The sequence below is a fragment of the Terrihabitans rhizophilus genome (assembly GCF_033898525.1).
Taxonomy (GTDB): domain Bacteria; phylum Pseudomonadota; class Alphaproteobacteria; order Rhizobiales; family Methylopilaceae; genus Flaviflagellibacter; species Flaviflagellibacter rhizophilus.
In genome coordinates this window covers 83,505-105,571 of the sequence record NZ_JAXAFJ010000010.1, presented here as the reverse complement: position 1 = coordinate 105,571, position 22,067 = coordinate 83,505, and the positions used below count along the sequence as shown (strand labels likewise).

20 protein-coding genes and 1 pseudogene are annotated in these 22,067 nt (G+C 65.7%); 6 read left to right on the top strand and 15 right to left on the bottom strand.

Annotated features, from left to right (window positions below):
• From SCD90_RS14600 to SCD90_RS14585, 4 genes are all read right to left on the bottom strand, one after another.
• A partial coding sequence (locus tag SCD90_RS14600; RefSeq protein WP_319845437.1) for an FAD binding domain-containing protein occupies positions 1-849 on the bottom strand: 849 nt, incomplete at its 3' end.
• Entirely contained in the window at positions 846-1,349 is a 504-nt protein-coding gene (locus SCD90_RS14595) for a 2Fe-2S iron-sulfur cluster-binding protein (RefSeq protein ID WP_319845436.1), read from the bottom strand. The genes SCD90_RS14600 and SCD90_RS14595, both read right to left, overlap by 4 nt.
• 62 nt (positions 1,350-1,411) lie before the next feature.
• The gene (locus SCD90_RS14590; protein WP_319845435.1) at positions 1,412-1,843 is read right to left on the bottom strand and encodes a MarR family winged helix-turn-helix transcriptional regulator; all 432 of its coding nucleotides are present in this window, start codon (positions 1,841-1,843) and stop codon (positions 1,412-1,414) included.
• 87 nt (positions 1,844-1,930) lie between these two features.
• The gene (locus SCD90_RS14585) at positions 1,931-3,502 is read right to left on the bottom strand and encodes an alpha-amylase family glycosyl hydrolase (RefSeq protein WP_319845434.1); all 1,572 of its coding nucleotides are present in this window, start codon (positions 3,500-3,502) and stop codon (positions 1,931-1,933) included.
• Positions 3,503-3,582: 80 nt separating this feature from the next.
• Between SCD90_RS14585 and SCD90_RS14580 the strand changes: the two genes are divergently transcribed.
• Entirely contained in the window at positions 3,583-5,217 is a 1,635-nt protein-coding gene (locus SCD90_RS14580) for an alpha-amylase family protein (RefSeq protein ID WP_319845433.1), read from the top strand.
• 44 nt (positions 5,218-5,261) lie between these two features.
• Here SCD90_RS14580 and SCD90_RS14575 read toward each other — a convergent pair whose 3' ends face one another.
• A complete protein-coding gene (locus SCD90_RS14575; protein ID WP_319845432.1) occupies positions 5,262-6,251 on the bottom strand; it encodes a TIM44-like domain-containing protein in 990 nt (329 codons plus the stop codon).
• Between the two features lie 199 nt (positions 6,252-6,450).
• Here SCD90_RS14575 and SCD90_RS14570 point away from each other — a divergent pair, with 199 nt between their 5' ends.
• On the top strand, positions 6,451-7,632 hold the full coding sequence (locus tag SCD90_RS14570; protein ID WP_319845431.1) for a GNAT family N-acetyltransferase: 1,182 nt from the start codon (positions 6,451-6,453) through the stop codon (positions 7,630-7,632).
• 67 nt (positions 7,633-7,699) lie between these two features.
• Complete coding sequence (locus SCD90_RS14565; protein WP_319845430.1) at positions 7,700-8,524, top strand: aldo/keto reductase; 825 nt, start codon at positions 7,700-7,702, stop codon at positions 8,522-8,524.
• A 46-nt stretch (positions 8,525-8,570) separates the two neighbouring features.
• Here SCD90_RS14565 and aptA read toward each other — a convergent pair whose 3' ends face one another.
• The 3 genes from aptA to SCD90_RS14550 all read right to left on the bottom strand — a co-directional run bounded on the left by aptA (position 8,571) and on the right by SCD90_RS14550 (position 11,372).
• A complete protein-coding gene (aptA, locus tag SCD90_RS14560) occupies positions 8,571-9,905 on the bottom strand; it encodes an omega-aminotransferase AptA (protein WP_319845429.1) in 1,335 nt (444 codons plus the stop codon).
• A 70-nt stretch (positions 9,906-9,975) separates the two neighbouring features.
• Positions 9,976-10,287: a DUF2293 domain-containing protein gene (locus SCD90_RS14555; RefSeq protein WP_319845428.1), complete on the bottom strand. Its 312-nt coding sequence runs from the start codon at positions 10,285-10,287 to the stop codon at positions 9,976-9,978.
• Positions 10,287-11,372 (bottom strand): alkene reductase, encoded by a 1,086-nt coding sequence (locus tag SCD90_RS14550; protein ID WP_319845427.1) that lies wholly within the window; start codon positions 11,370-11,372, stop codon positions 10,287-10,289. The genes SCD90_RS14555 and SCD90_RS14550 overlap by 1 nt, the downstream gene beginning before the upstream one ends.
• 182 nt (positions 11,373-11,554) lie before the next feature.
• Here SCD90_RS14550 and SCD90_RS14545 point away from each other — a divergent pair, with 182 nt between their 5' ends.
• Positions 11,555-12,409 (top strand): alpha/beta hydrolase, encoded by an 855-nt coding sequence (locus SCD90_RS14545; RefSeq protein ID WP_319845426.1) that lies wholly within the window; start codon positions 11,555-11,557, stop codon positions 12,407-12,409.
• Here the strand turns inward: SCD90_RS14545 and SCD90_RS14540 are convergent, their stop codons facing one another.
• The 5 genes from SCD90_RS14540 to SCD90_RS14520 all read right to left on the bottom strand — a co-directional run bounded on the left by SCD90_RS14540 (position 12,410) and on the right by SCD90_RS14520 (position 17,890).
• Positions 12,410-13,156: a proteasome-type protease gene (locus SCD90_RS14540; protein ID WP_319845425.1), complete on the bottom strand. Its 747-nt coding sequence runs from the start codon at positions 13,154-13,156 to the stop codon at positions 12,410-12,412. It lies immediately after the preceding gene.
• 35 nt (positions 13,157-13,191) lie between these two features.
• Positions 13,192-14,010: a transglutaminase family protein gene (locus SCD90_RS14535; protein ID WP_319845424.1), complete on the bottom strand. Its 819-nt coding sequence runs from the start codon at positions 14,008-14,010 to the stop codon at positions 13,192-13,194.
• Position 14,011: 1 nt separating this feature from the next.
• Positions 14,012-14,956 carry an alpha-E domain-containing protein gene (locus SCD90_RS14530; protein ID WP_319845423.1) on the bottom strand — a complete coding sequence of 315 codons (945 nt, stop codon included), beginning with the start codon at positions 14,954-14,956 and terminating at the stop codon, positions 14,012-14,014.
• Between the two features lie 22 nt (positions 14,957-14,978).
• The gene (locus SCD90_RS14525; protein WP_319845422.1) at positions 14,979-16,403 is read right to left on the bottom strand and encodes a circularly permuted type 2 ATP-grasp protein; all 1,425 of its coding nucleotides are present in this window, start codon (positions 16,401-16,403) and stop codon (positions 14,979-14,981) included.
• 164 nt (positions 16,404-16,567) lie between these two features.
• The gene (locus SCD90_RS14520; protein WP_319845421.1) at positions 16,568-17,890 is read right to left on the bottom strand and encodes a hemolysin family protein; all 1,323 of its coding nucleotides are present in this window, start codon (positions 17,888-17,890) and stop codon (positions 16,568-16,570) included.
• Positions 17,891-18,088: 198 nt separating this feature from the next.
• Between SCD90_RS14520 and hisE the strand changes: the two are divergent.
• Positions 18,089-18,394, top strand: a pseudogene (gene hisE, locus SCD90_RS14515) (phosphoribosyl-ATP diphosphatase); the annotation flags it as partial.
• 14 nt (positions 18,395-18,408) lie between these two features.
• Here hisE and SCD90_RS14510 read toward each other — a convergent pair.
• Both SCD90_RS14510 and SCD90_RS14505 read right to left on the bottom strand, forming a co-directional pair.
• Positions 18,409-18,798, bottom strand: a complete 390-nt coding sequence (locus tag SCD90_RS14510) for a DUF4112 domain-containing protein (RefSeq protein ID WP_319845420.1) — start codon at positions 18,796-18,798, stop codon at positions 18,409-18,411.
• Between the two features lie 74 nt (positions 18,799-18,872).
• On the bottom strand, positions 18,873-20,129 hold the full coding sequence (locus SCD90_RS14505; RefSeq protein WP_319845419.1) for an MFS transporter: 1,257 nt from the start codon (positions 20,127-20,129) through the stop codon (positions 18,873-18,875).
• 135 nt (positions 20,130-20,264) lie between these two features.
• Here SCD90_RS14505 and SCD90_RS14500 point away from each other — a divergent pair, with 135 nt between their 5' ends.
• The gene (locus tag SCD90_RS14500) at positions 20,265-22,034 is read left to right on the top strand and encodes a chloride channel protein (RefSeq protein ID WP_319845418.1); all 1,770 of its coding nucleotides are present in this window, start codon (positions 20,265-20,267) and stop codon (positions 22,032-22,034) included.
• Positions 22,035-22,067: the final 33 nt, after the last annotated feature.

Below are 22,067 nucleotides of genomic sequence, written 5' to 3'. Positions count from 1 at the left end.
GGCGGGCCCGCCGCGCAACGCAGCTTCGGCCCGCAGGGCGCGCCACGGCTTCGCGGCGACGCCGCCCAGGGCGATCCGCACATCCTGTATACGCCCGTCCTCGACCTTCATGCCGGCCGCGACCGACACCAGCGCGAAGGCGTAGCTCGCCCGGTCGCGCACCTTGCGATAGGTGGAGTGCGCTGCGGCGGCCGATAGCAGCAGTTCGATTGCGACGATGACCTCGCCGGGCGCGAGCGCGGTCTCCTGCGCGGGATGATCCCCGGGCAGCAGGTGGAAATCGGTCAGCGGGACCGTTCGCACGCCGTCCCGCCCGGCGATCTGGATGCGCGCGTCCAGCGCGGCGAGCGCCACCGCCATATCGGAGGGATGGGTCGCGATGCAGGACGGCGAGGCGCCGAGGATCGCATGGTAGCGGTTGAACCCGCCGATGGCGTCGCAGCCGCTGCCGGGCTCCCTCTTGTTGCAGCGCGACCCGGCGGCGTCGGCGAAGTACAGGCAGCGCGTCCGCTGCATGAGGTTGCCGCCCACCGTCGCCATATTTCGGATCTGCGCCGATGCGCCCGCCAGAGTGGCGCGTGCGAGCATGGGGTAGTGCGCGCGGACCAGCGGGTGCGCCGCGACCGCGCTGTTGCGCGCCGCCGCGCCGATCAGGAGGCCGCCGCCGTCCGTGGCCTCGATCGACCGCGAAAGGCCGGTCACGTCGATCAGCCGCGTCGGCTGCTCCACGTTCTTGCGCATCAGGTCGATCAGGTTCGTGCCGCCGCCGAGCAGCATTTCACCGGCCGCAGCGTCGCGCGCGAGCGCGTCCTGAACAGAGGCGGCGCGGGTGTAATCGACCGGCCTCATGCCGCCTTCTCCGTTGCCACGGCGAGGATCGCGTCGACGATGCCGTTATGAGCGCCGCAGCGGCACAGATTGCCGCTCATCCGTTCCCGGATTTCCTCGCGGGTTAGCTCGAGTGGCGCCGTCAGGTCGTGGGTCAGGTAGCTCGGCACGCCTGCCGCCACCTCGCGCAGCATAGCAGTCGCGGCACAAATCTGGCCGGGTGTGCAGTAGCCGCACTGGAAGCCGTCGTGGTCGATGAAGGCCTGCTGCAGCGGATTGAGATCGCCCACTGAACCGAGGCCCTCGATCGTGGTGACCTCGCGCCCATCCGCCTGCACGGCGAGTGTCAGGCAGGACAGAACGCGCTCGCCATCGATCAGGACTGTGCAGGCGCCGCACGCACCCTGATTGCAGCCGATCTTGGTGCCGGTGAGATGCAGCCTTTCTCGCAGCAGGTCCAGCAGGGACACGCGAGCATCGTCCGGCGGCACGACTTCGTGCCCGTTCACGGTGATCGCCATCGTCGTTCTCCCCGGTCGACATCATCGTCTCCCAGGACAAGATAGAACGAACGTCGTATAATTCAATGTTCGTTGGAAACGATCTTTTCCATCAGTCCGATCAGGACCTCACGCTCCGACGTCGACAACGGCGCCAGCATCCGGAGGTGCAGGTCGCGGTAGACGGACAGGAAGGCCGCCACCCGCGCCGTGCCGGCATCCGTCAGATGCAGGGCAATGGCACGCCGGTCCTGCTCCGGTCGCTGGCGTTCGAGAAGCCCGCGTTTCACCAGCCGGTCGGTGGCCGATGTGGTGGTGGTCGCCGGCACGGCGAGGAAGCGGGCGATATCACTGGGCCCGCATCCGGGATGCCTCGCCACGAAGAACAGCACCTGCTTGTCGAGTTCGTTGATCGGCTTCTCCGCGCCCAGTGCCTCGGCGAGCTTGTAGCGCCGCGAGAAGATCTCGAGCGTGGCGCCAAGCTTCGTGAGCTGATCGTCGGTAGGTGTCGTCATTTCCTTCACATAACGCGGTTCGGCGGGGTCTGGCTATCGGCTGGCGAATTGGTGTCTGGGTGCGGAGGCGCACCGATCAGCCCGGGGCTAGGCGAGGATCAAGCCCTCGTTCGGCTCCAGCGTCAGCTCTGCGGAGCCGAATGGCTGGAGCGGCATCGATGCCGTCGAGCAGAGCGGCGTCAGCCCCGCTTGCGGCAGCGTGACGGTCTGGCGCTGGCCGCTGAAATTCAGCGCCACGACGAGGCGTTCGTCGCCGGCCGTTCTCGCGAAGACGAGAACCTGATCGGTGACCGTGACTGCCTCATAGGAGCCGAGCACCAGAGCCGGATGTTCCTGTCGCAGCCGCACAAGCGTCCGGTACAGGCTCAGAATGCCTTGCTGATTGCCGGACAGCGCGGCGACGTTGCGCATCGGCCAATCCTCGGCCAGCGGCAACCACGGCTCCGCGGTCGAGAAGCCGGCATGTGCGCTCCGGTCCCACTGCATCGGCGTGCGCTGGGGATCACGGCCGAAGCCGAGCCCGGCCTCGTTTTTCTCCCAGGGGTCCTGAACCCGATCCGGTGGGATGGCTACCCGACCGATGCCGATTTCGTCGCCGTAATACATCGTGGGGGTGCCGCGCAGGGTCAGCAGCAGCATGGCCGCCACGCGCGCCTGCTCCTCGCCCACGCGGGCGGCGATGCGGGGCTGATCGTGATTGCCGAGCACCCAGTTCGGCCACCCGCCTGGCGGAAGCGCCGCCTCGTACTCCTCCACCACGCGAGCCACGTCGCGGGCGTTCCACGCGGTCTGGAGAAGCTGAAAGTTGAAGGGCAGGTGCGTCTCGTCGAGATCGCGGCCGTAATAGGCCATCAGCCGGTCGAGCGGCAGGTAGATTTCCCCGATAAGGACGCGCTCGTCGTATTCGTCCACGACGCGGCGCAGTTCGACGATGACGTCATGCACGTCGGGGTGATCCGCCGAGTGCTCCTGCAGCAGCCGCGAGATGTCCGGCTGGTTCGGCATGTAGGCGGGGTTCTCCGGGTTGTCGCGAAGATCCGGGTCCTTCATCAGGTGCCAGATCACGTCCACGCGGAAGCCGTCCACGCCGCGATCCAGCCAGAAGCGCAGCACGTCGTGCATGGCGGCGCGCACCTCAGGATTGCGCCAGTTCAGGTCCGGCTGCCCGGCAAGGAAGGCGTGATAGTAATATTGCCCGGTGGCCTCGTCCCAGGCCCAGGCGCTGCCGCCGAAATTGCTGATCCAGTTGTTAGGCGGTCCGCCGTCGCGCCCGTCCCGCCAGATGTACCAGTCACGCTTCGGGTTCTCCCGCGAACTGCGGCTTTCCCGGAACCAGTCGTGCTGGTCCGAGGTGTGGTTCGGCACGAGGTCGAGGATGATCTTGAGGCCGAGCCCATGCGCCTCCGCCACGAGCGCTTCGAAGTCCGCCATCGTGCCGAACATCGGCTCGATGCCCGTGTAATCCGCGATGTCGTAGCCGAAATCGGCCATGGGCGAGACGAAGATCGGGGAGATCCAGACTGCCTGCACGCCAAGCTCGGCAAGGTAGGGAAGCCTGCGGCGGATGCCGTTCAGGTCACCTATCCCGTCGCCGTCGCTGTCCTGAAAGGAGCGCGGATAGATCTGATAGATGATCCCGGTCTTCCACCACTCGGCCATGCACGCTCTCCCTTGCTGTTTGGGGGAACGTGCCCGTGCCGGCTGCGTTCCGCCCTGGGGGCACAAGCCGGGAGCAGACGATGTGGTATCAGGACGCTGTCATCTACAGCGTGGACGTGAAGCGCTTTGCCGACTCGAACGGCGACGGCATCGGCGACTTCGAGGGTCTTACCGGCAAGCTGCCCTATCTGAGCCGCCTGGGCGTCACCATCGTCTGGCTGATGCCGTTCTTCGACTCCCCCGGGCGCGACAACGGCTACGACATCAGCGACTTCTACCGCGTCGATCCGAAGGTCGGCACGCTGCAGGACTTCATCCGCTTCGTGCAGAAGGCCGGCGAACAGGGCATCCGCGTCATCGCCGACCTGGTGGTCAACCACACCTCGAACGAGCATCCCTGGTTCGAGGCCGCGCGCCGCGAGCCGAAGAGCGGCTTCCACGACTATTACATTTGGACGGACATGCCGCCGCGCCTCGAGGAGGAGGACGCGCCCATTTTCCCCGGCGAGGAAGACGGCGTGTGGACCTATGACGAGATCGCGCACGCCTACTACTTCCATCGCTTCTACCACTACCAGCCGGACCTGAACGTCGCGAACCCGGAGGTGCGGCGCGAGATACGCAAGGTCATCGACTTCTGGATGTCGTTCGGCCTCGCCGGCTTCCGGGTGGATGCCGCGCCCATCATCGTCGGCGCGAACGGATTGGCAAACTCCGAGCCGGAGGACCCGCACGGCCCCCTCAAGGACATGCACGACGCGGTGTGCGCCCACATGAAGGACGGGCTTCTGGTCGGCGAGGCCAATGTGAAGCCGGCCGAGATCAAGAAGTATTTCGGCAAGGGCGACCAGCTCGGCCTGCTCTTCAACTTCCTGCTGAACTCGTATCTCTATCTTGCCCTTGCCCGCGAGAAGGCCGCTCCGCTGGCCGAGGCGATGACGCTCTTGCCGGTGCCACCGGATGGCTGCGGCTGGGCGAACTTCCTGCGCACGCTGGACGAGCTGGACCTGTCGCGCCTGCCCGACCATGAGCGGCTGGAGACCTGCGACGTGTTTGCGCCGGAAGAGGGGATGCGCCTGTACAATCGCGGCATCAGGCGTCGCCTGGCCCCCATGCTGAACGGCGATCCGAAGCGGCTGGAGATGCTATATTCGCTGCTGTTCTCCCTGCCAGGGTCACCCACCATCGTCTACGGGGACGAGATCGGCATGGGCGAGGACCTCTCGCAGAGCGGCCGTACATCGGTTCGGGTGCCCATGCAGTGGACCGCCGGAAAGAATGCGGGCTTCTCTGACGCTCCCGCGAAGCAGCTTATCCAGCCGGTCGTCACCGAAGGCGCGTTCTCGCACCGCAAGGTCAATGTCGAGGAGCAGGAGGCCGACCCGGATTCGCTGCTCAACAAGATCCGCCGCTTTGCCCGTCTCAGGCGCTCAAGCGATGCGATCGCCCGCGCCGCCATGCAGGCCATCCATACAGGCCACGAGGCCGTTCTCGGTCATCGTTGCCAGAGCGATGGCGGCGGGCTGATCGTGCTGCACAACTTCTCCAGGAAGCCGGCAGCCGTGGATGTCAGCTCAGGCCTGTCCGGCGAAGGAGTGTTGAAGGATCTTGTGTCCGGAGAAGAGTTCACGTTCCAGGACGGACAGGTCCAGATCACGCTGCCGGGCTACGGCTATGTGTGGGGCCAGCTGGAACGTTCCACACCCGGAGTGTGACCGGACGGAAAAAAGGCGCCGGGTAAGACCGGCGCCTCGAAGCCTCAGGCCTGCTGGATCGCCGCGAGCAGCCAGCGGCCGCCGGGCGCGCGGCGGAACGTCCAGACTTCCGTCGCCTCGACCGGCGCTTCCTGTTCGCCCTCCTTGAGGGCGCCCGTCTGGCGGTCGCGGAACACATCGCGCATCGAGAAGCGCATGGCGGCACTGGCATATTCCGCGCCGTTCTCGCGCCATGCCTCGGCCACGTCGCCCTGAAGCAGGGTAACATCCGAGATCTCGTTGATGACGCCCTGGCTGGCATTGTCGGCCAGGTCGTCCGAGAAGTTCGTGACCATTTCAGGCGTCAGGCGGGTGCGGAGGGCGCTGATATCCTCGCGGCCATAGGCCGTCTGGATCTCGACCAAAGCTTCGCCGAACGCCTCCTGATCTGCGGCCGTGACCTGGAAATCCTCCGTGGCTGGTGCGGCAGTTGCCGAGCCGAAACCGGTGCCGGAGCTCATACGGTTCATGCCGAACGGGCCGGGCTGCGGGCCGCCCTGCGCACCGGCTGCGGGGCCGCCGGCCGCGGCCATGGCCGGCTTCGCCGAACGATTGCGGAACCAGCCCATGACGAGCCGCACGACCAGGAAGATGATGCCGATCTGGAGAAGAAGCCCGAAAATCGACGCGAAGCCGCTGAAGCCGCCCATGAACCCGTGGCCCATCAGCATGCCGAACAAGCCGGCACCCACGAGACCGCCAAGGAGACCACCGGCGAATCCACCGCCGAAGCGGCCACGCGTGGCCTGTGCGCCGGCGGCAGCGCCTGTGCGCGGAACCGAAGTGGCTGCGCCGGGCTGCGTGGCCGAGCGTTCCATCGGGGCTGCTGCGCGCGGCGCCGTCGGAGTGGCAGGGGGAGCCTGGAAGGTGCGTGAACCGCGGCTGCCGAAGCTGCGGCCTCCGCCAGCACGCGCGTCGGCATAGTCCACGGCCGCCAGCGACAGCATGGCTGACGTTGCGACGAGGCTTAGCAGGCGGACGAGTTTACGGTTCACGCGGACGACTCCCTTTGATTGCCATCCCATGTAAGTTTGCATGGCTGCCATTCCAAGGTGACGAGAGGACGCGCCGCGATGACAAGCCTGTTAACGCAAAGCTCATCTTGAGGATGCATCGCTCGATTGTTCAACCTTGATTAGGGCTCATCCGCTAGGTTCGGCACATGCAGGACAGGATGAGGCGGAAGCCAACAACATGACGCCGCCCGTCCTTGCCGCGACTGCAAAGCTGCGGGTCGACGTCTTCCGAACCCTGGAAGAGGCGGAGCCGTTCTGGCGCGCGCTCGAAGGCACGGCTGTCCTAACCCCCTATCAGCGCTATGACTGGATGGCCGGGTTCGCTGCGGCAGGCGGCGAGTGCGGCGGGAGGTTTGCAATCCTCGCGCTCTCGGACGACGGGGGACCGCTTGCCTTGCTTCCTCTCGTACTCGAACCGCCGCGGTTCGGGGTGACACGGGCGCGCCTCATCGGGTCCTGCATCTCCAACAGCGACTGGCCTATCATAGCCGCTGAGGCCACCAACCTGACGCGGCATGATCTGCTGCACGCCTTGCGCCACGCATCCCGGACCACGGGCTTCGATCTCCTCTCCCTGCACAATCAGCCGCGGTCCTGGGCCGGGATTCCAAACCCCATGCTGCAGTTTCACCACGGCATGGCCGCCAGCGGCCTTTATTGCGGAAAGATCGAGCGGGGCGACGGACCGTTCCGGGAACACGGATTGAGCCGCAAGGAACGCAAGAATGTCGAGCGCGGCATGCGGCGGCTCGAAGAGGGGCATGGAGCGGTCGCCCTTCGCCGTGCGACGGATCCCGACGCACTGCGGTGCGTGCACGCGGCATTTCTGGATCAGCGCGGCCGCCGACTTGGCGAGATGGGCGTCGAGAACGTCTTCGCCGAAGACTGGTTCGTCCGGTTCTTCCAGAACCTCGCCGCCCATGGTTTCGAAGAAGCGCACCCGGCGCTCGCCTTCCACGCGCTCTATGCCGGCAACGAGATCGTGGCCACATGCTGCGGAGCCTATTCCGGCACGCACTATTCGATGTACATGAACTCGACCACGACCGGCCCGGCGGCTCGCGTGTCGCTCATCAGCATTCTCATGGCCCTGCTCATGGATGATCTGCTGGAGACGGGCGTCCGCTCCATCGACATGGGCATCGGCGATTTCGAATACAAACGCATCTGGACAGACCAGGAGCCGGTCTTCGACAGCGTCATCCCGCTGACGGCCCGCGGCTATCTGGCGGCACCCGGACTGGCGATCGGCCGACGCGCGAAGCGAGCCATCAAGCAGAGCCCGCGCCTGTGGACCGCTGCGCAAAACGTGCGGCAATGGCGGCACCAGTCCCGCCGCTTCATGCGCGGCGACGGTTGAAGCCGGACAGTCTCTGGATTTTGGCTCCAGCGACAACAGGTAAGGAGCACATCTGGAGATGCCCCTCATGCACACGTTAGCCGCCAACGGCGCCAACATTCCCGCAATTGGCTTCGGCACCTTCCGCGTCAGCAGCGAGGATGTGCTGCGCATGGTTCCTGCCGCCATCGAGATCGGCTTCCGCCACGTCGACACTGCCCAGATCTACGGCAATGAAGCCGCCGTGGGCGAGGCCATCGCGACCTCCGGCGTGCCGCGCCAGGACATCTTCCTGACCACCAAGGTCTGGGTCGACAAGTTCCGGTCCGGCGACTTCGGCCGCTCCGTGGACGAGAGCCTCGACAAGCTGCGGACCGACTACGTGGACCTTCTGCTCCTGCACTGGCCGAACCCGGCCGTGCCGCTGGAAGAGCAGATCGGCGAGCTGAATGCCGCCCGCGCGTCAGGAAAGGCGCGCAATATCGGCGTCAGCAACTATTCGACGGCACTGATGAAGGAGGCGATCCGGCTGAGCGATGCCCCGCTCGCGACCAATCAGGTCGAGTACCAGCCGTTCCTCGACCAATCGCCTGTGCTGGACCTTGCCCGGCAGAACGGCATGTCGGTCACAGCCTATTTTGCGATGGCCGAGGGCCGCGTGTTCAAGGATCCCGTCATCGGCGAGATCGGCCGGAAGCACGGCAAGTCGCCGGCCCAGGTGGTGCTTCGCTGGATGGTGCAGCAAGAGGATGTCCTGGTGCTCTCGAAGACGCTGAGCCGGGATCGCGCCATCGAGAATTTCGGCATCTGGGACTTCGTGCTCGACGCCGACGACATGGCGCGGCTGTTCGCCCTCGGAAGCCGGGATGGACGCATCCTCAATCCCGCCAATCTGGCGCCCGAATGGGATTAGGCCGGCGGGCGGGCCGTCTCTTCGGCCCGCCCGTCAAACCGCCGCGTCAGGCGGTACGGTCGAGCACCGTGCCCAGCATGTCGACCATCTGGTCGATCTCGTCGGTCGTCGCAATGAGCGGCGGCGACATCACCAGCGTGTCGCCCGCATTGCGGATCAGCAGGCCCGAATCGAAGCAGTCCTGCAGGACGGCCATGCCGCGTGCACCGATGGCGCCGGCACGAGGAGCCAGTTCCACCGCACCCATCAGGCCCACATTGCGGATGTCGATCACGTTCGGGCGGCCCTTGAGGCTGTGCACCGCGTCCTCGAAGTGCTGGGCGATGGAAGCGCCGCGCGTCAGCAGGCCCTCCCGCTCATAGATGTCGAGCGTTGCGAGGCCCGCCGCGCAGGCGACGGGATGGCCGGAATAGGTGTAGCCGTGGAACAGCTCCATGGCGTTGTCCGGCCCTGTCATCAGCGCATCGTGCACCTCGCGCTTCACGAAGACGGCGCCCATCGGAATCACGCCATTGGTGATGCCCTTGGCAGCCGTCATCAGGTCCGGCGTAATGCCGAAGAACTGACCTGCGAACGGTGTGCCGAGCCGCCCGAAGCCGGTGATGACCTCATCGAAGATCAGCAGGATGCCGTGCTTCTCGGTAATGGCGCGTAGCCGCTCCAGGTAGCCCTTGGGCGGCGGCAGTACGCCGGCCGAGCCGGACACGGGCTCGACGATCACCGCTGCAATGGTGTCCGCGCCATGCAGCGCGATTAGGCCTTCCAGCACATCGGCCTTTTCGGCGCCGTGCTCCGGCAGGCCGCGGCTGAAGGCGTTCTTCGCGATATCCACGGTGTGCGGCAGGTGATCGACCGAAGGCAGCATCTGGCCATTGAACTGACGACGATTGTTGACGAGACCGCCGACCGAAATGCCGCCAAAGCCTACGCCGTTATAGCCCTTCTCGCGGCCGATGAAGCGCGTACGCCCGCCCTCGCCGCGCGCCTTGTGATAGGCCAGCGCAACCTTCAGCGCAGTATCGACCGACTCCGATCCGGAATTGGTGAAGAACACCCGGTCCATACCCTCGGGCGTCAGCTTGGCCAGCCGCGCGGCGAATTCGAAAGCGCCGGGCTGCCCCATCTGGAAGGCGGGCGAGTAGTCCAGCGTCATCAACTGGCGGTGCACCGCGTCCGCGATCTCCGGGCGGGCATGGCCTGCATTGACACACCACAGGCCGGCGGAGGAATCCAGCAACGTGCGGCCATCGTCGGTGGTGAAGTGCATGCCCTTCGCGCCGGTGATGATCCGCGGCTTGGCCTTGAACTGCCGGTTTGCCGTGAACGGCATCCAGTAATTGGACATGTCCAGGGCGTTGCTGCTGGCAGCGGGTGCGGTCATGGGCCGGCTTCCTCTTTCAATTCCTGCGGATGCTGGGTGTGAGCATCGCGCCTTTGCCGATGAACGGCAATCAGTCCTTGGGAGCGTCCCCGTCTTCGCTGAGGCGCCGCTTCACGCCCCAGGCTTGGAGATGCTCGTTGATCGCATCAAGCACGAAGTGGCGGGCACTTTCCCGATCATAGCCGTCGTCGAGCAGATCATCGTATTCGGTGAGCGCATGGCGGATATAGGCCGTCATGGACAACCAAGCGGCCTGTTCCGGCGTGGCCATGCTGAGGCCGGGGCTGATCATCGCATGATCGGCGACGGCCCCGAACTCGAAGTCCGGAATGCGCGGCGCGAGATACCGAAGCGCCGCTTCGACCTCGCGCCGCGCAGCCATCAGGCGGCGTCCAGCGTGGGATAATCGGTGTAGCCCTCGGCTCCACCGCCATAGAAGGTCGCGCGGTCGCCCTCGGCGAGAGCGGCGCCCTTCTTCAGCCGTTCCACAAGATCCGGGTTCGAGATGAAGGCGCGGCCAAAGGCCACGAGGTCCACGTCGCCGCTGTTCACCCGCTGGCGGGCCAGTTCGAGATCGTAGCCGTTGTTCGCGATGTAGCTGCCCGGGAACATCTTCCGGAGGCCTGCGAAGTCGAAGTCCGGTGCGATGTCTCGCGGGCCCTGCGTGGCGCCCTCGATCATGTGCAGGAACGCCAGGTTCCGCTTGGCGATCTCGGCGACCGCGAGGTTGAACAGCGGCTGCGGATCGGAATCGGTCAGGTCGTTGGCGGGGGTCACCGGCGAGAGGCGGATGCCCGTTCGTCCGGCGCCTGCGGCGGCCACCACGGCATCCACCACCTCGGTCAGGAAGCGCACGCGGTTCTCGATGGAGCCGCCATAGCGATCGGTGCGCTTGTTGGCGCCGTCCCGCAGGAATTGGTCGATAAGGTAGCCGTTGGCGCCATGGATTTCGACGCCGTCGAAGCCGGCCTTGATCGCGTTGGCCGCAGCTTTGCCGAAATCCTCCACGATGGCAGGGATCTCATCGAGTTCCAGCGCGCGGGGCTCGGAGACCTCGCCGAAGCCGCCGGCGATGTAAGTCTTGGTCTTCGCCCGGATGGCGGATGGCGCGACCGGCGCCTTTCCGCCGAGAAGCGAGGTGTGGGAAATGCGCCCGACATGCCAGAGCTGGACGACGATCTTGCCGCCGGCCTCGTGGACAGCGTTCGTCACCTTTTTCCAGCCTTCGATCTGCTCGGGCGTGTGCAGGCCGGGCGTGTCGAGATAGCCTTGCGCATCGGGGCGCACCTGGGTGGCTTCGGTGACGATCAGGCCGGCGCTGGCGCGCTGCGCGTAATAGGTGGGGGCGAGGTCGCTGGGCACCTGGCCTGCCTTGGCACGGTTGCGCGTCAGGGGTGCCATGACGATGCGGTTGGCGACCTGGATGTCGCCGATGCTGGTGGGCTGGAAAAGCTTGTCTTCGGACATTCGGGAGGGCTCCTGGAGGATGATCTGCAGGGCAGGTGTGGCTTCCACGCCCGTTCGGCAAGGCTGCCGGGCATCGGTCAATCGTCTAGCGTTTGCCATGTGCGGAAATGCGCCTACATCGATCCGGCGTCGGCGTTCGCGCCATCATGCGGGGATGGTGCGTCTTGGATGTGAAACGGCTCTTGTCGCGGACGCTCGTGCTGGCGGTCGTCGCGTTCGGCATCTTCTGGCTGGTCGTGGACCGCGCCCTGTCCCTGGTACTGCCGGCGGGGAAGGTGATCGTCACGGCAGATCAGGCCTTCAGGCCCGGACCGCGCGGCATGCTTGACGTCTACCAGCCGGAGGGCGCATCGGCGGCACCGGTCGTGCTCTTCTTCTATGGCGGCTCGTGGCAGATGGGCAGCCGGGGGCTCTATGAGTTCGTCGGCAAGGCTTTGGCGCGGCGCGGCATTGTCACCATGGTCGCGGATTACCGGCTCTCTCCAGAGGTACGCTTCCCCGTCTTTCTGGAAGACGGCGCGGCGGCGACGGCGTGGGCCAAGGCCAATGCGGCCCGTTTCGGCGGCGATCCCCGGCGCCTGTTCTTGATGGGCCATTCGGCCGGCGCCCACACCGCCGCCATGCTGGCCTTCGATCCGCAATGGCTGGGATCGATCGGGCTCGATCCGAAGCGTGATCTCGCGGGCATGATTGGACTGTCCGGCCCCTACGATTTCGGTCCGTTGACCCGTAAGGACCTCATCGACGTGTTCGGAGGACCGAACCGTGCGGAGACGCACCCCATCAACTTCGTCACGTCCGGGGCGCCGCCCGCATTTCTTGGCACCGGCACCTCCGACAAGACCGTGAGCGACGGCAACACCCGCCGCCTTGCCGCACGCCTGCGCGAGAACGGCATTGACGTGCGGGAAGCCTTCTACCCGGGCGGGCACTTCGGCATCATCCTGGCCTTCCTGCGGCCGCTCTCGTTCCTCGGCACCGTGGCGGACGATGTCGCCGGCTATGTCATGAATCATCCCCGCCGTGCGGAGCGCTGATCAGATGTTCTCGATGTAGGGCGGATGCGGGATCGACTGGTGCGCGGCCCGCAGTGCGGACGACCACCGCTCGCGAAGGTCGCGGAAGTAGGCGTCCTGTTCCGTAATGCGGCAGCGCACGGCAGCCTTGAGCTCATCCCGCTGCGCGACGAAGACATCGACGGGCAGGCCCACGCTGAGATTGGATTGCAGCGTGGAGTCCATGGAGATCAGGCCGATCTTCAGCGCGTCGCGGATATCCACCTCGTGGGACATCGCGCGGTCGAGGATCGGCTTGCCGTATTTCGGCTCGCCGATCTGCAGGAACGGCGTGTCCACCGTGGCCTCTATGGCATTGCCTTCGGAATAGACGTGGAACAGCCGCATGGGCGTGTGCCCGATCTGCCCGCCCAGCAGCACCTTGATGTCGAAGCGCAGGCCGTGCTGCTCCAGGGATGCGCCATCCACCTCGAACACCCGGCGGATGGCGCGCCCCACAAGGTGGGCGGCCTGGAACATGTTCTGGACGTTGTAGAGCGTCTCGACCTGCCCGGTTTCGGGATTGGCGATGCCCTCTTCGAGGACGGAGAGCACCGACTGGCTCACCGAGAGATTGCCGCTGGTGGCCAGCCCTATCGCGCGCTCGCCCGGCATCTCGAACACGTGCAGCTTGCGGAAGGTGGCGATGTTGTCGATGCCCGCATTGGTGCGGGTGTCGGCGATCATCACCAGCCCGTTGTGCACGAGAATGCCCACGCAATAGGTCATGACGCGTCCCCCACCCGATCTTTTCGGCGCTTCTATCAGGTCCGGGACCGGGCCGCGCTCGTGATCTTGAGGTGCACGCTCATGTTCTCGACCGTCGCGCCCTTGAAGGATCCACGCACCGGCGCGCAGTCGAGATAATCGAGCCCGACGGCCACCCTCACATAACCATCGGTCGTGCAGATGCCGTTGGTGGGATCGAAGGCCGTCCAGCCGAGGCCGAGAATATGGGCCTCCGTCCACGCATGGGTGGCTTCCTGTTCTTCCTCGTCGGGCTTGTAGAGATATCCGGAGACGTAGCGGGCCGGGATGCCGAGCCCTCGCGCGGCGGCGAGGAAGATGTGGGTGAAGTCCTGGCAGACGCCATGGCCGGACTTGAAGGCTTCACCCGCCGTGGTCACCACATCGGTGGCGCCGGTGTCGAACGCCATCCGGGAGTGCAGCGCACCCATCAGCGCATGCATACGTTCAAGGGGATCGCTTATCCCGCTGACGGTGTCCGCCGCGAACGCCGCCAGTTCGGCGTCGGATTCCGTCAGCCGCGTGCCTCGCAGGAACAGGGCCGGCGGGAAGCGCTCCACGGTCCGGCGCATCACGCCGCTGGTGTCCTCGGTCTCCACCTCGCCGGTCGCGCGCAGGCAGATTTCATTCACCGGCCCGGCCATGCTCAGGGCATGCACGGTGTTGCCGTACCAGTCCTCGCGCCGCTTCAGCCGCAGGTCGCCTTCGGCCCTCACGTCCCAGCGCGCGACGAACTGCCCTTCGTGGTGGAGCGGCGACATCCGCAGCACCTGGATGAGCGCGCGCACGGGCGTGCTGTAGCGGTACACGGTGTCGTGCGTGATGCGGATGCGCATGTCAGTGCAGGTATTGCTCGGCGATGGCTGCGCCGAGACGGTTGTTGTCGGCCAGGAAGTCCTGCAGGAATTCGTGCAACCCGCCCTGGAAGATGTCCTCGATCTTTCCCTGCTCCAGGCGCGCATGCACCTGCCGCGCCAGCTTCTGCGAGGGCCCCGCCGTGCCATAGGCGCGGGAGAGGTCGTCCAGGTGGTTGGACAGCGCGGCATAGCAGGCGGCCAGCGATCGCGGCATTTCCCCGCGCAGGATCAGGAAATCCGCCACCAGCCAGGGCTTCAGGTTCTGGTGATAGACCCATTGATAGCTGACGAGCGCGGACACCGAGCGCAGGATGGCCGCCCATTGGTAATAATCGATGGCTCCGCCGACATGGGCCTCGCGCGGCAGCAGCACATGGTACTTCACGTCCAGCACGCGCGCCGTGTTGTCCGCGCGCTCGATATAGACGCCGAGACGGCTGAACCAGTGCGCATCGTCGCGCAGCATGGTGCGCATGGCGGAGCCGTCGAAGCGCAGCGAGGCCTCCTTCACCCAGTTCAGGAAGGTCGGCAGGGCCTCGAGGCGGAAGTCGCGCGCCTTGAACTTGCGCATATCGAGCCATGAGCCGTTGATGGCGTCCCACATCTCGGAGGTCAGCGAACCCCGGACCGCACGGGCGTTCTGCCGCGCCGTTTCGAGGCAGCGGCGGATGCTGGATGGATTGGCGTCGGACACGGCCAGGAATTCGATCACCCGCTCGGGCGTCACTTCGCCATAGGCTTCGCGGAACAGTTCGGACGCGCTCGCGGTGAGAAGCGCGGACTCCCATTCATTGCCGTGGCCGGCGGCGTAGGACACCGGCATGGATGCAAGACGGCTCGCGACATCGAGCACGCGGGCGGTGTTCTCCGCGCGCTCCACATAGCGGGCGAGCCAGTAGAGGCTGTCGGCGTCGCGGCTCAGCATGGCAGGTCCGGAGGCAGGGGTATCATTCGCTCAGCACCCATGTGTCCTTGGTCCCGCCGCCCTGGCTGGAGTTCACCACCAGCGAGCCCTGCTTCAGCGCCACGCGGGTCAGCCCGCCGGGCACGATGGTGACACCGTTGCGGCCCGTCAGAACGAACGGGCGGAGATCGACGTGCCGGGGCGCAAGGCCGCCATCCGCGAAGACGGGACAGGTGGACAGCGAGAGCGTGGGCTGCGCGATGTAGTTTGCCGGATTGGCGAGGATGCGCTGGCGGAAGTCCTCGCGCTGCTCCGCCGTCGCATGCGGGCCGACGAGCATGCCATAGCCGCCGGAGCCGTGGACTTCCTTGACGACCAATTCGTCCAGTCGCTCCAGAACATAGGCCAGGCTCTCCGGCTCCCGGCAGCGCCAGGTCGGCACGTTCTTCAGCAGTGGCTCCTCCTTCAGGAAGAACCGGATGATGTCTGGCACGTAGGAGTAGATGGCCTTGTCGTCGGCGACGCCTGTGCCGGGCGCGTTGCAGATCGTGACCTTCCCAGCGCGGTAGGCGTCGATCAGCCCCGGAGCGCCGAGGCCGGAATCGGGACGGAACGTCAGCGGGTCCAGGAAATCGTCGTCGATGCGGCTGTAGATAACGTCGACGCGCTGCGGCCCCTGCGTGGTGCGCATATAGACGACGTCCTCCCGCACCAGGAGATCGCGGCCCTCGACAAGCGTGATGCCCAGCCGGTCGGCGAGGAAGGAGTGCTCGTAATAGGCGCTGTTCAGGGAGCCGGGCGTCAGCAGCACCACGCTCGGGTCCGCCGGCGCGCCGGGAGGGGCCATGGACTTCAGGGTGGCCAGCAACTCGTTCGGGTAATTTTCGATGGGCAGCACACGCTGCTGCTGCATGAGGTCCGGGAACAGCCGCATCATCACCTCGCGGCCTTCGAGCATGTAGGACACGCCCGACGGCGTGCGCAGATTGTCCTCGAGAACGTAGAAGTCGTGGTCGTCGGTGCGCACCACGTCCACCCCTGCCACCTGCACGAACACGTCACCCGAAGTCGTGATGCCGTTCATCTGGGGGCGGTAATACGGGTTCTGGAAAACCAGATCCTCCGGGACGATGCCTGCCTTCAGGATCTCCCGTGCGCCGTAGACATCCTTCAGGAACAGGTTCAGCGCGCGCACACGCTGCTCCAGTCCCCGCGCCAGGCGGCCCCATTCCTCGCTCGTGAGGATGCGGGGAATGATGTCGAACGGGATCAGGCGCTCCTCGCCCTCCGTCTCCCCATAGACCGCGAAGGTGATGCCCACCCGGCGGAACATCAGCTCCGCCTCTTGCCGACGGCCCTCGAGAAGTTCGGGCGGAGCTGTTTTCAGCCAGTCCTGCAGCACCTTGTAGGGATCTCGGCAGTTGCCGCCATGGGCCGACATTTCATCGAAGCCGATCCCTGTGCTCATTCTGGCTGCCTGATCATGATGGAGATAACGCGTCCGGGGCAGGAGGGTTCAACCGGCGGGCGCACGGCCGCAACAGGACCGTGCATCTACATAGATTAAAAGGTAGGCGAGGCGGCACAAGCACAATCGGAGCGCAGGCGCTGCCCAGTTCCTAGGCAAGTCCGTCAGGCCTCCGGAATTGCCGGAAGGCCTTCGTTCGCATGGGTCAATGGCGAGAACAGCAGCTTGTCGATGCGCCGCCCGTCCATATCAACGACTTCGACCGACCAGGTGCCGATCTGAAGGCGTTCGCCCGTTTCCGGAATGCGCCCAAGGGCGTCGAGCACCAGGCCTGCGACGGTGTGGAAGTCATCCTCCTCCCGCATCTTGATGCCGAATGTCTCCTTGATGGAGTCGAGCGAAGCAGCACCATCGACGAGGTAAGAGCCGTCACCGCGCGGCAGGATCTCGGGCACCTCGCCCATGCTGCCATGGATGAAGTCGCCTGCGATCGCTTCCAGAACGTCGGTGGGCGTGACAAGGCCCTCCACGGAGCCGAACTCGTCGACCACGATGGCGAGATGGGCCGGCTGGGTCTTGAACATGTTGAGCAGCGTCAGGACCGAGATGCCCTCCGGCACGTAGAGCGGCTGGACCATGCAGGACGGGATGTCGAGCGGCTCTCCGCGCAGCATCTGCGCCAGCAGGTCCTTCTTGCGGACCACGCCGAGCGGTTCGTCGATGTTCCCGCCCTTGGCCACCACCACACGAGACGCGGTTCCGGTGACGAGTTCATGGCGGATCTGCTCTTCCGGATCATCCATGTCGATCCAGACGATGTCGGGACGCGGAACCATGATGGCGCGGATCGGGCGGTCTGCCAGGCGCAGCACGCCTTCCAGCATGGCGCGCTCCACCGGATCGATGACGCCGGAGGCAGTTCCTTCGGCGATAACCGTGCGGACCTCTTCTTCGGTCACCTGCTCCTTGTCGGTTTCCTTGATGCCGAGCAGCGCCAGCACGCCACTGCCGGAGACGCTGAGCAGCGAGACGAAGGGCTTTGCCACCTTGGCGACGATGAGGAGCGGGCCCGACACCATCATGGCGATCTTCTCGGGCGCGGCCAGCGCGATGCGCTTGGGCACGAGTTCGCCGAGGATCAACGACAGATAGGTGATGATGATGACGACGACCGCCACCGAAATGGGATTGCTGTAGGCGGCAATGGCCGGAAATTGCGACAGCCAGCCCGAGAGGCGTTCCGCGATGGTGGCGCCGCCGAACGCGCCGGTCAGGATGCCGATGAGCGTGATGCCGATCTGGACCGCCGAGAGGAACCGGCTGGGATCTTCCGCGAGCTTGAGCGCCCGTGCGGCCCTTACATCCCCGTCTCTTGCCAGCCCTTGAAGACGTGCTTGCCGGGATGAAACCACGGCCAATTCCGACATGGCGAAAAAGCCATTCAGGATGATCAACGCGAGGATGATCACGATTTCAAAGACGGGCATCGGGTCCTTTGCTGGTTACGGTGCAGCGCGCGAATGGGCGAGCACCTGCGTTCTTTATCAAACTCCCGCATGAGGCGCGACTGACTTGATGAAGCTGTTTGTTCTGCCTGCGTTTTTGTTGAGCTCTGTACGCTGGTGCTCTTTCTAATCACGTATGTATGGCCTAGGCAGTAGGCCGTTCTTTAGGTTTATGCCGCCATGACCGATCCTATCTCCCGGCTCTACGAAGCCATTCTTGCCTGCCCGACGAAGGAGCCCCGTTCGCGGACGGCGAAGCTCATCAATGACGGCGTGCCGAAGATGGCCAAGAAGCTGGCGGAGGAGGCCGTAGAGGTCGCGCTGGACGCGGTGGTGCGGGACCGCGATGCCGTCATACTGGAGAGCGTCGACCTGATCTACAACCTCACGGTGCTATGGACGGCGCTGGACGTGAAGCCGGAGGACGTCTGGGCTGAGATGGACCGGCGCGAGCGCCTCTACGGCATCTGCGAGAAGCTCCCGAAGCACGCCGCCGAGGATTAGTCCGGCAGCGTCTCCAGATGTTCGCGGATGATGCGCATGTTGCGGTTGTTCGCCCGGAAGAACATGTCGCCGATATCGCCCAGCAGCGGCACGGCGCCGATGACGGTGTCGACCAGAAGATTACCGCCCATCCTGAGCAGCTTGTGCTTCGGTATTCCCAGACGGTGCGCCTCGTAGATGATGTAGGCCGACACGGCCTGCGTCACGAGATCGCCGACGCCGGGGGCCAGCCCGATCAGGGTGTCCGCGCCCAGCCGGATGCGCGTCCCGGGAATGGCGAAGGCACTGTCCATGATGCGCGAGAGCCGGTTGATGCGGGCAAGGCGCTCCGCCTTTCCGCTCAGTTTCGAACCCGGGATCGCACCTGTCGCTGCAGCCACCATCATCGTCTCTCCTCAACGAGAAATCAGATGGCCCGGCCTTCAGCGGGAACAATGGCTGCGCAAAGGATTTTGCGCGCCTAGGCAGGCTTTGGCAGATTTTCGCGGCGCACCAGCAGAGCGACAAAGGCGGCGAATACGGCGGTCGCGCCAGCCAGCAGGAACATGTCGAAGTAATTGCCCTGCACGGTGCGCATATAGCCGCCGAGATACGCAGCGGACGCGGCGCCGATCTGATGGCCGACGACGATCCAGCCGAAGATGACGGGCGCGCGCTGGTCACCAAACCTCTCCGAGGCCAGGCGCAGCGTAGGCGGAACTGTCGCGATCCAGTCCAGCCCATAGAACACGGCGAAGACAGTGAGCGCCTGCACCGAGAAGTCGGAGAAGGGCAGATAAAGGAGGGATAGGCCCCGCACGGCGTAATAGACGAACAGCAGGCGGCGCGGATCGAACCTGTCCGTCAGCCAGCCGGAAAGGGTCGTGCCCACCAGATCGAAGAGACCCATCAGGGCCAGCAGGCTGGCCGCATGGATCTGGGAGATTCCCATGTCGCCGCAGAAGGCAATGAGGTGGGTGCCCACCAGGCCATTCGTCGTGAAACCACAGATGAAGAAGGTCGTGAACAGGTACCAGAAGGTGCGGGTGCGTGCGGCCACGACAAGGCTGCCCACGGCAAGATCGAGCAGTCCGGTCCGGGGCTCGGGCGGCTGCGGAGCGCCGGCCGCACCATAGGGAACCAGCCCCACATCGTAGGGACGCTCGGGAACGAGCAGGAAAACAACGGGCACCAGCAGCGCGCAAGCCGCCCCGATGGTCAGCACCACCGCCTGCCAGCCATAGGTCTCAGCGATAGCGGCCAAGGCCGGCAGGAACACGAGCGTCCCGCTGGCCGTGCTGGCGGTAAGTACGCCCATCATGAGCCCGCGATTGGTGGCGAACCAGCGGTTCACCACGGTTGCGCCGAGCACCAGCGCAAGGCATCCGGAGCCGAGCCCCGACAGAACGCCCCAGCTCAGGACGAGATGCCATGGCTCGCTCATCAGCGAGGATGCGGCGGTGGACCCGGCCATCACGCACAGCGCCCCCATGATCGTTCGGCGCAGCCCGTAGCGTTCCATGAACGCGGCGGCGAACGGTCCCACGAGGCCGTACAGGAAGATCCCGATGGCGGCCGACAGCGAGACGACGTCCCGGCTCCAGCCGAAGCCTTGCTCCAGAGGCAGGATCAGGACGCCGGGCGTGCTGCGGAGGCCGGCCGAGACCAGAAGGCAGCAAAACACCGCGCCGAGCACTACGAAGGCGTAGCGCTGCCCTAGAACCTGCATGCCCGGCATCGACTTCTTCCCACGTGCGGCCTTTTCTGTAGCAGGAAGAATAGATATGGGACACCGGACATTTTGCAGGTCACCTCTTCACTGCACCAGTCGGGTGCGATGGCAGGCAGCGGCTGACCGGTGTATGGGGGGAGCATGACGCCCAAACGCCAGAGCCCCGTCTCCTCTTCGTGGGTGAAGACGTGGGCGCGCCTTCGTGGGCTGGTGCGGCGCCGGGAACTTGCGCTGGTCGTCCTCGCGGCCCTCATCGGCGTAGCTGGCGGCGGCGTGGTCACCCTCATCAGCCAGACCGCCTGGGGTATCCAGCGCTTTCTCTACAGCTTGCCGGACGACAGCCGGTTGAGCGGCTCAGGCGTCCTGGCCACCCCTTGGATGGCGCTGATCCCGGCGGGCGGCGGTCTGGTGCTGGGCCTCATCATCATGCTCTCCCGCCGCGCCCGCCCACGCCCGGCGGTCGACCCCATCGAAGCGAACGCGCTGCATGGCGGACGCATGTCGTTCACCGACAGTGTCATGGTTGCGGTCCAGACGCTGGTGTCCAATGCCTGCGGAGCGTCCGTTGGGCTCGAAGCGGCCTACACGCAGGTCAGCTCCGCGCTTGCCTCCAAGCTGGGGCTGCGGTTCCGGCTTCGGCGCAGCGATATGCGGCTCATGGTGGGTGCCGGGGCGGCGGCCGGCATCTCGGCTGCATTCGACGCGCCGCTGACAGGCGCGTTCTATGCGTTCGAACTGATCATCGGCACCTATTCCATTGCCGGCGCCGCGCCCGTGATGGCTGCGGCCCTCAGCGCTTCGCTCACCGTGCGGGCGCTCGGCTATGGCGCGGTGCCGCTGCACCTCACGCTGGCCCCGCAGACCGGCCCTGCGGAATACAGCCTGTTCATCGTGCTCGGCGTGGTGTGCGGGCTGCTCGGCATCGCGATCATGCGTGGCGTCAGCACCGTCGAGGCAGGTTTCAAGGCGACCCGCCTGCCCGATGCGGTGCGCCCGATGCTCGGTGGGCTTATCGTCGGCGGTCTTGCGCTGATCTCCCCGCAGGTGCTGTCCAGCGGGCACGCCGCCTTGCATCACGAACTGGTGCCGCACATCGCCGTCGGCGGGCTCGCCGTGCTGGTCGTACTCAAGGCGGTCGCGTCCGCGGTTTCGCTCGGGTCCGGCTTCAGGGGCGGCCTGTTCTTCGCGTCGTTGTTCCTCGGCGCCCTGCTCGGGAAGCTGTTCGCGGCGGCAGTGGCCTGGCTCCTGCCCGCAATACCCTTCGATCCGCTGGTTTCGGCGGTCATCGGGATGAGCGCGCTCGGCGTCGCGGTGGTCGGCGGGCCGTTGACGATGACGTTCCTCGTGCTGGAAATGACCGGCGACTACGTCATCACCGGCGCGGCGCTCACGGCCGCCATCGTCTCCGGGCTCACTGTGCGGGAGCTGTTCGGCTACTCCTTCTCGACATGGCGCCTGCATCTGCGCGGCGAGACGATCCGCAGCGCGCACGATGTCGGCTGGCTGAGGAACCTCACCGTCGAGCGGCTGATGAAACGCGGTGTCACCCTCATCCGCGAGGACCAGCCGCTTGAGGAGATCCGCGCGGCGTTTCCGCTGGGGTCCGCCGAGAGGCTGATCGCGGTCAACGGCACCGGCCAGTATGCGGGCGTGCTCTATCTACCCGACGCCTTCTCTCCGGACGACGAGAGCGCCCGAACGGTCGGTGACCTGCTGCGCAGCCAATCCGACGTCGTCACCCCCGGCATGACCGTAAAGGAGGCTATCGCCGTCTTCGACCGCACCGAGGCCGAGGAACTGGCGGTGGTGGACTCAGGCCTGCGCTGTGTGGGGCTGCTCAGCGAGAGCCATGCCGTGCGGCGTTATGCCGACGAACTCGACCGCGCCCGCGCCGAGGCCTTCGCCGACTAGCCTGTGCGGAACCGCACGGCAGGGCGTCCGTTG

Bases quoted from the DNA above. Each gene is read 5' to 3' on its own strand.
- SCD90_RS14595 (WP_319845436.1), bottom strand. From the start codon at position 1,349: ATGGCGATCACCGTGAACGGGCACGAAGTCGTGCCGCCGGACGATGCT.
- SCD90_RS14590 (WP_319845435.1), bottom strand. From the start codon at position 1,843: ATGACGACACCTACCGACGATCAGCTCACGAAGCTTGGCGCCACGCTC.
- SCD90_RS14585 (WP_319845434.1), bottom strand. From the start codon at position 3,502: ATGGCCGAGTGGTGGAAGACCGGGATCATCTATCAGATCTATCCGCGC.
- SCD90_RS14580 (WP_319845433.1), top strand. From the start codon at position 3,583: ATGTGGTATCAGGACGCTGTCATCTACAGCGTGGACGTGAAGCGCTTT.
- SCD90_RS14570 (WP_319845431.1), top strand. From the start codon at position 6,451: ATGACGCCGCCCGTCCTTGCCGCGACTGCAAAGCTGCGGGTCGACGTC.
- SCD90_RS14565 (WP_319845430.1), top strand. From the start codon at position 7,700: ATGCACACGTTAGCCGCCAACGGCGCCAACATTCCCGCAATTGGCTTC.
- aptA (WP_319845429.1), bottom strand. From the start codon at position 9,905: ATGACCGCACCCGCTGCCAGCAGCAACGCCCTGGACATGTCCAATTAC.
- SCD90_RS14555 (WP_319845428.1), bottom strand. From the start codon at position 10,287: ATGGCTGCGCGGCGCGAGGTCGAAGCGGCGCTTCGGTATCTCGCGCCG.
- SCD90_RS14550 (WP_319845427.1), bottom strand. From the start codon at position 11,372: ATGTCCGAAGACAAGCTTTTCCAGCCCACCAGCATCGGCGACATCCAG.
- SCD90_RS14540 (WP_319845425.1), bottom strand. From the start codon at position 13,156: ATGACCTATTGCGTGGGCATTCTCGTGCACAACGGGCTGGTGATGATC.
- SCD90_RS14535 (WP_319845424.1), bottom strand. From the start codon at position 14,010: ATGCGCATCCGCATCACGCACGACACCGTGTACCGCTACAGCACGCCC.
- SCD90_RS14530 (WP_319845423.1), bottom strand. From the start codon at position 14,956: ATGCTGAGCCGCGACGCCGACAGCCTCTACTGGCTCGCCCGCTATGTG.
- SCD90_RS14525 (WP_319845422.1), bottom strand. From the start codon at position 16,403: ATGAGCACAGGGATCGGCTTCGATGAAATGTCGGCCCATGGCGGCAAC.
- SCD90_RS14520 (WP_319845421.1), bottom strand. From the start codon at position 17,890: ATGCCCGTCTTTGAAATCGTGATCATCCTCGCGTTGATCATCCTGAAT.
- SCD90_RS14510 (WP_319845420.1), bottom strand. From the start codon at position 18,798: ATGATGGTGGCTGCAGCGACAGGTGCGATCCCGGGTTCGAAACTGAGC.
- SCD90_RS14505 (WP_319845419.1), bottom strand. From the start codon at position 20,129: ATGCCGGGCATGCAGGTTCTAGGGCAGCGCTACGCCTTCGTAGTGCTC.
- SCD90_RS14500 (WP_319845418.1), top strand. From the start codon at position 20,265: ATGACGCCCAAACGCCAGAGCCCCGTCTCCTCTTCGTGGGTGAAGACG.